General features: G+C 66.9%; 7 protein-coding genes. All 7 read left to right on the forward strand.

What is annotated here, in order from left to right; genetic code table 11:
* The first annotated feature begins 105 nt into the window (after positions 1-105).
* Positions 106-2,451, forward strand: a complete 2,346-nt coding sequence (gene ftsH, locus WBB07_RS20680; protein ID WP_526310229.1) for an ATP-dependent zinc metalloprotease FtsH — start codon at positions 106-108, stop codon at positions 2,449-2,451.
* Between the two features lie 36 nt (positions 2,452-2,487).
* A complete protein-coding gene (gene folE, locus WBB07_RS20685; protein WP_526310230.1) occupies positions 2,488-3,096 on the forward strand; it encodes a GTP cyclohydrolase I FolE in 609 nt (202 codons plus the stop codon).
* Positions 3,093-3,929 carry a dihydropteroate synthase gene (gene folP, locus WBB07_RS20690; RefSeq protein ID WP_526310231.1) on the forward strand — a complete coding sequence of 279 codons (837 nt, stop codon included), beginning with the start codon at positions 3,093-3,095 and terminating at the stop codon, positions 3,927-3,929. The genes folE and folP overlap by 4 nt, the downstream gene beginning before the upstream one ends.
* Positions 3,922-4,335 carry a dihydroneopterin aldolase gene (gene folB, locus WBB07_RS20695; RefSeq protein WP_526310232.1) on the forward strand — a complete coding sequence of 138 codons (414 nt, stop codon included), beginning with the start codon at positions 3,922-3,924 and terminating at the stop codon, positions 4,333-4,335. The genes folP and folB overlap by 8 nt, the downstream gene beginning before the upstream one ends.
* The gene (gene folK, locus WBB07_RS20700; RefSeq protein ID WP_526310233.1) at positions 4,332-4,853 is read left to right on the forward strand and encodes a 2-amino-4-hydroxy-6-hydroxymethyldihydropteridine diphosphokinase; all 522 of its coding nucleotides are present in this window, start codon (positions 4,332-4,334) and stop codon (positions 4,851-4,853) included. Before folB ends, folK begins: the two co-directional genes overlap by 4 nt.
* Positions 4,853-5,329, forward strand: coding sequence for a DUF3180 family protein (locus WBB07_RS20705; RefSeq protein WP_526310234.1), 477 nt, complete (start codon positions 4,853-4,855; stop codon positions 5,327-5,329). Before folK ends, WBB07_RS20705 begins: the two co-directional genes overlap by 1 nt.
* 164 nt (positions 5,330-5,493) lie before the next feature.
* Positions 5,494-6,235: DUF6779 domain-containing protein (locus WBB07_RS20710; protein WP_526310235.1), on the forward strand; the 742-nt coding region annotated here is incomplete at its 3' end.

The following is a 6,235-nucleotide window of genomic DNA, read 5'->3' on the forward strand; positions in this document are numbered from 1 at the left end:
GCTGCGGGAACTGCCGAACGTTGGGCTAGCGGTAACCTTGAACCTCTCCCCGCGCGCATTGGAAGGACCAGGCCGGCAGAAAATGCATGCTGGCCGAAGATATCGATGAACCGTAAAACCCTGATCCGTACGCTCACGGTGATCGCCGTTGTATTGCTGCTCGGTTGGTCCTTCTTGTATTTCTCCGATGACACCCGCGGATACAAGCCGGTCGACACGTCCGTGGCGATCGCCCAGATCAGCGGCGACAATGTCAACAGTGCGCAGATCGACGACCGCGAACAGCAGGTCCGACTCGATCTCAAGAGCGGCAATGGCGACACCGAGAACTCCGACAAGGTCATCTCGAAGTACCCCACCGGGTACGGAGTCACCCTCTTCAACGATCTGAGCGACAAGAACGTCAAGATCAACACCGTCGTCAACCAGGGCAGCGTCCTGGGGTCGATGTTGATCTACATGCTGCCGCTGCTACTGCTTGTCGGCCTGTTCATCATGTTCTCCCGGATGCAAGCCGGCGGGCGGATGGGCTTCGGGATGGGCAAGTCGAAGGCCAAGCAGCTCACCAAGGACATGCCGAAGACCACCTTCGCCGATGTCGCGGGCGCCGACGAGGCGGTCGAGGAGCTCTACGAGATCAAGGACTTCCTGCAGAACCCGTCGCGCTACCAAGCCCTCGGCGCCAAGATCCCCCGGGGTGTGCTGCTCTACGGTCCGCCCGGCACCGGTAAGACCCTGCTGGCGCGGGCCGTCGCGGGCGAGGCCGGCGTGCCGTTCTTCACCATCTCGGGCTCGGACTTCGTTGAGATGTTTGTCGGCGTCGGCGCTTCCCGGGTGCGGGACCTGTTCGAACAGGCCAAGCAGAACAATCCCTGCATCATCTTTGTCGACGAGATCGACGCGGTCGGCCGCCAGCGCGGCGCGGGCCTCGGCGGCGGCCACGACGAACGTGAACAGACGCTCAACCAGCTGCTGGTCGAGATGGACGGTTTCGGTGACCGGCAGGGCGTCATCCTGATCGCCGCCACCAACCGCCCTGACATCCTGGACCCCGCGCTGCTGCGCCCGGGCCGCTTCGACCGGCAGATCCCCGTCACCAACCCCGACCTCGCCGGTCGCCGCGCCGTGCTCAAGGTGCACTCGGAGGGCAAGCCGATCGCCGCGGACGCCGATATCGACGGCTTGGCCAAGCGGACCGTCGGCATGTCAGGCGCAGATCTGTCCAACGTGATCAACGAGGCCGCGCTGCTCACCGCCCGCGAGAACGGCACCGTCATCACCGGCGCGGCACTCGAAGAGGCCGTTGACCGGGTGATCGGTGGACCGCGCCGCAAGAGCCGGATCATCAGCGAAGAAGAGAAGAAGATCACCGCCTACCACGAGGGTGGCCACACCCTCGCTGCATGGGCCATGCCCGATATCGAGCCCATCTACAAGGTCACCATCCTGGCGCGTGGACGCACCGGCGGTCACGCCGTGGCGGTACCCGAGGATGACAAGGGCCTGATGACCCGCTCGGAGATGGTGGCCAGGCTGGTGTTCGCCATGGGTGGACGCGCCGCCGAGGAGCTCATCTTCCGGCAGCCGACCACGGGTGCGTCGTCGGACATTTCGCAGGCCACCAAGATCGCGCGTGCCATGGTCACCGAGTACGGCATGAGCGCCAAGCTCGGCGCCGTGAAGTACGGCACCGAGCACGGGGACCCGTTCCTGGGCCGGTCCATGGGCACTCAGGCCGACTACAGCCACGAGGTCGCCCGCGAGATCGACGAAGAGGTGCGCAAGCTCATCGAGGCCGCTCACACCGAAGCGTGGGAGGTTCTCAGTGAGAACCGTGACGTTCTCGACATCCTCGCCGGAGAGCTGCTGGAGAAGGAGACGCTGCACCGCGCCGAGCTCGAAGTGATCCTCAGCGCCGTGAAGAAACGTCCCCGGATCACCACGTTCGACGACTTCGGTGGCCGGGTTCCGTCGGACAAGCCACCCATCAAGACACCCGGTGAGTTGGCCATCGAGCGCGGCGAAGAATGGCCCAAGCCGCTGCCGGAGCCTGCCTTCCGGGCGGCCATGCGTGAGGCCGAGCGCAAGAACAACGGAAACAGTTCCAACGGGGCCAACGGAGCACCTGGGCCGAAGCAGCCCGACTATGGCGCCCCGGCCGGCTGGCACGCCCCGGGCTGGCCGCCCTCGCAGTCTCCGCAGCAGCCGGTACCGCCGCAGCAGCAGCCCCCCGGCTACTGGTATCCGCCGCCGCCCGCCCCAGGACCACCGTCCGGAGGATGGGGCCAGCCCGGTGGCTATCCAGGAGGCCAGCCAGATGGTCGTCCAGGCCAGCAGCCCTACCCCTATCAGCCCTACCCGCCGCAGCCCGGCAATCCCGCCCCCGAGGGTGGTTCACCGGATTCCCGCGGCGAGGATGCCGGTCGGCACAATCCGCCGGCACGCGGCTGACAACACGAGCGGAGGCTCTATGGGTTCGGGGTGGCAATGACGCAGTCCAATTCCCACGTGACGACGGTGGGTCATCCGGTGTTCGACCAGGGGCGCGCAGAAGCAGCGGTGCGCGAGCTGCTGCTGGCCATCGGCGAGGATCCCAACAGGCAGGGGCTTCTCGACACCCCCGCCAGGGTGGCGCGCGCCTTCGAGGAGATGTTTGCCGGGCTCTACACCAACCCCGACGACGTCCTGAACACCACGTTCGACGAACAGCACGACGAACTCGTGCTGGTGAAGGACATCCCGATGTACTCCACGTGTGAGCACCACCTGGTGGCGTTCCACGGGGTGGCACACGTCGGCTACATTCCCGGCGAGGACGGCCGGGTGACGGGGCTGTCCAAGATCGCCCGTGTTGTCGACCTCTACGCCAAGCGGCCCCAGGTGCAGGAGCGGTTGACCGGCCAGGTCGCCGATGCGTTGATGCGCAAGCTGGATCCGCGCGGCGTCATCGTGGTCGTGGAAGCCGAGCACCTGTGTATGGCGATGCGAGGTATCCGTAAGCCCGGTGCGGTCACGACCACCTCCGCGGTGCGTGGACAGTTCAAGACCGACAAGGCTTCTCGGGCCGAAGCGCTGGAACTCATCCTGCGAAAGTGAGTCGTCCACGCGTGCAGGTCATGGGGATCGTAAACGTCACTGACGACTCCTTCTCCGACGGCGGGCGCTTCCTGGCGCACTACGATGCGGTGGAACACGGTCTGGCGCTGGTGGCTGCCGGTGCCGCAATCGTGGATGTGGGCGGCGAGTCCACTCGCCCCGGTGCGGTGCGTCTCGACTCGGGCGTCGAACTGTCCCGGGTCCTTCCCGTGGTCAAAAGCCTTGCGGCTCAAGGCGTAACCGTCAGTATCGACACCATGCACGCCGATGTCGCGGCTGCGGCGCTCGAGCATGGCGCCCGTATCGTCAACGATGTCTCCGGGGGCCGGGCCGACCCCGACATGGTGCGGGTGGTGGCCGCGGCCGGTGTGCCGTGGATCCTGATGCACTGGCGGTCGGTGGCTGCCGGGCAACCGCATTCGGTGCCGTCATATGCAGACGTGGTCGCCGAAGTGCGAACCGAATTGCTGCAGGCCGTCGACGGGGCGGTGGCCGCGGGGGTGGAGCCGCACAACCTGATCATCGATCCCGGCTTGGGTTTCGCCAAGACCGCGCAACACAACTGGCAGCTGCTGCGCGCGTTGCCGGACTTCGTGGCCTCCGGTCTCCCGGTGCTCATCGGCGCCTCGCGCAAGCGGTTCCTGGGCTCGCTGCTCGCCGACTCCGGCGGTACGGTTCGTCCACCTGATGGGCGCGAGACCGCCACAGCCGCCATCTCCGCGTTGGCGGCCACCCACGGCGCGTGGGGCGTGCGGGTCCATGACGTTCGTGCCTCGGTCGACGCGCTGCGTGTCGTGGAGGCCTGGAACACCGGGGGTGAGGGGCTTGGCTGATCGAATCGAACTGCGCGGCTTGGTTGTTCGTGGCAATCACGGTGTCTATGACCACGAGCGTCGGGACGGCCAGGATTTCATCATCGACATCACGGTCTGGATCGACCTGGCTGATGCGGCGGCCTCGGATCAGCTGACCGACACCTATGACTACGGCGTACTCGCCCAGCGCGCCGCCGATATCGTCGGCGGGACCCCGCGGAATCTGATCGAGACCGTGGCCGCGGAGATCGCCGAAGATGTGATCACCGACAAGAGGGTGCACGCGGTCGAGGTCGTGGTGCACAAACCGCAGGCGCCGATCCCGTTGAACTTCGCCGATGTCGCCGTGGTGGCGCGCCGGTCACGACGGGGGGGCCGAGGCAGCGTCGTGCCGGCTACGGCTATGGGAGCAGATCGCGAATGAGCACCGTGGTGCTGTCCATCGGTTCCAATCTGGGTGACCGGCTGGCCCGGCTGCAGTCCGTGGTCGACGCTCTCGGGAGCCGGCTACGCGCCGTCTCCCCGGTGTACGAGACAGACCCGTGGGGCGGAGTCGATCAGAGCCCATTCCTCAATGCGGTTGTCGTCGGCGAGGACCCGGGGCTGGACGGACCCGGCTGGTTGCGATTCGCTCAGGGGCTCGAAGAATCGGCTGACCGGATCCGGGGCCAGAAGTGGGGCCCGCGCACCCTCGACGTCGACCTGGTGACCTGCCATGACGACGGCGCCGAGCTGCGCTCCCGCGACGCCACGCTGACTTTGCCGCATCCCCTGGCGCACCTGCGGGCATTTGTGCTGATTCCGTGGCTGGCGGTCGATCCTGATGCCGCTCTGACCATCACCGATTCGGAGCAACCGGTCTCGCGGTTGCTGGCTGAGCTCAGTCAGCAGGACCGCGACGGTGTTCGGTTGACTCCCTTGGTGCTCGGTGTCGCCGACTGATGGGCCCCACCCGCAAGCGTGACCTCACCGCCGCCGTGGTGGCTGCCGCCGTCATCGGTTACGTGCTGGTCCTGATGCTGTACCGCTACTTCCCGCCGCTGACGCTGTGGACCGGGCTGTCGTTGGCCGCTGTCGGTCTGGCCGAAGCGGTATGGGGTTTCCAGATCAGACGAAAGATCAACGACGGTGAGATCGGCGTCGGCGGCGGCCGCCTGCATCCACTTGCCGTCGCGCGCAGCGTGGTCATCGCGAAGGCTTCGGCATGGATGGGTGCGGTGGTGCTGGGGTGGTGGATTGCGGTGCTGGCATACCTGATTCCGCGCCGGGCCACGCTCCAGGTCGCGGGTGAGGACACCACGGGTGCGGTGGTGGCCGCGTTGTGTGCGCTGGTACTCGTGGTGGCGGCGCTGTGGTTACAGCATTGCTGCAAGTCGCCACCGGACCTGTCCGCCGAGCCCGATGGCGCGGTCGATTAGGCGCACCTGATGCAGGCGCCACAGCTTCCTCGGGGAAGCCGTCCCTGGAAAAGGCCGTCCCTGGCGGAAACCGTCCTCGAGAAAACAAGTCATTCACCGAGAACTCAGCCGAATCGCCGCGCACCGCGACCCGCGCAGCGACCCCACGCGGGTACAGTCGCCCCATGACCGTTCTGTCCCGCGGCGCCCGGGCTCGTCGCGGCGGCCGCAGGCCGGGCTGGGTCTTGTTGACGGTGTTGCTGGTCCTGGCCATTGCGGCCAGCTCCGCGCTTGTGTTCACCAACCGGGTGGAGCTGCTCAAACTCGCCGTGATCCTGGCCCTGTGGGCAGCCGTGGTCGCCGCTTTCGTCTCGGTGATCTACCGCAGGCAAAGTGACGCAGACCAGGCCAAAGTGCGTGATCTGAAGCTGGTGTACGACCTGCAGCTGGACCGCGAGATCTCGGCGCGGCGCGAGTACGAGTTGACGGTCGAGAGTCACCTTCGGCGTGAACTGTCCTCCGAACTGCGGGCCCAGTCCGCCGACGAAGTGGCCGCGTTGCGCGCCGAACTGGCGGCGCTGCGCACCAATCTGGAGATTTTGTTCGACGCAGATCTGGCGCACCGCCCCGCGATCGAAACAGATCGTGCGTTCCAGGCCATACCGGACCGGGTCGCCAGCAGCCGGATCAACGCGGTGCGCGAGGTGCGCGAGGAACCCGGCTACCCGGTGGTCGCGGACAGTGAGCGCATCATCGATGTTCCGGAGGAACCGCTGACGCAGCCGCCGCGCCGCCAAGAAGACGGGTATCGGGGCTCGCACCGGCGTCCCAGCGAGGAGACCGGCTGGATGCCGCCGGTGCGCCCCGCGCCACCAGCGCCGCCGCCCACCCCGCCGGCTCCCACGACACCGCCTTCTGCACCGCCGC

Origin of the sequence: Mycobacterium sp., from assembly GCF_049647605.1 — a bacterium.
Lineage (GTDB): Bacteria > Actinomycetota > Actinomycetes > Mycobacteriales > Mycobacteriaceae > Mycobacterium.

Coding starts and splice junctions, on each gene's coding strand:
- ftsH (WP_526310229.1), top strand. CDS start 106: ATGAACCGTAAAACCCTGATCCGTACGCTCACGGTGATCGCCGTTGTA.
- folE (WP_526310230.1), top strand. CDS start 2,488: ATGACGCAGTCCAATTCCCACGTGACGACGGTGGGTCATCCGGTGTTC.
- folK (WP_526310233.1), top strand. CDS start 4,332: ATGAGCACCGTGGTGCTGTCCATCGGTTCCAATCTGGGTGACCGGCTG.
- WBB07_RS20705 (WP_526310234.1), top strand. CDS start 4,853: ATGGGCCCCACCCGCAAGCGTGACCTCACCGCCGCCGTGGTGGCTGCC.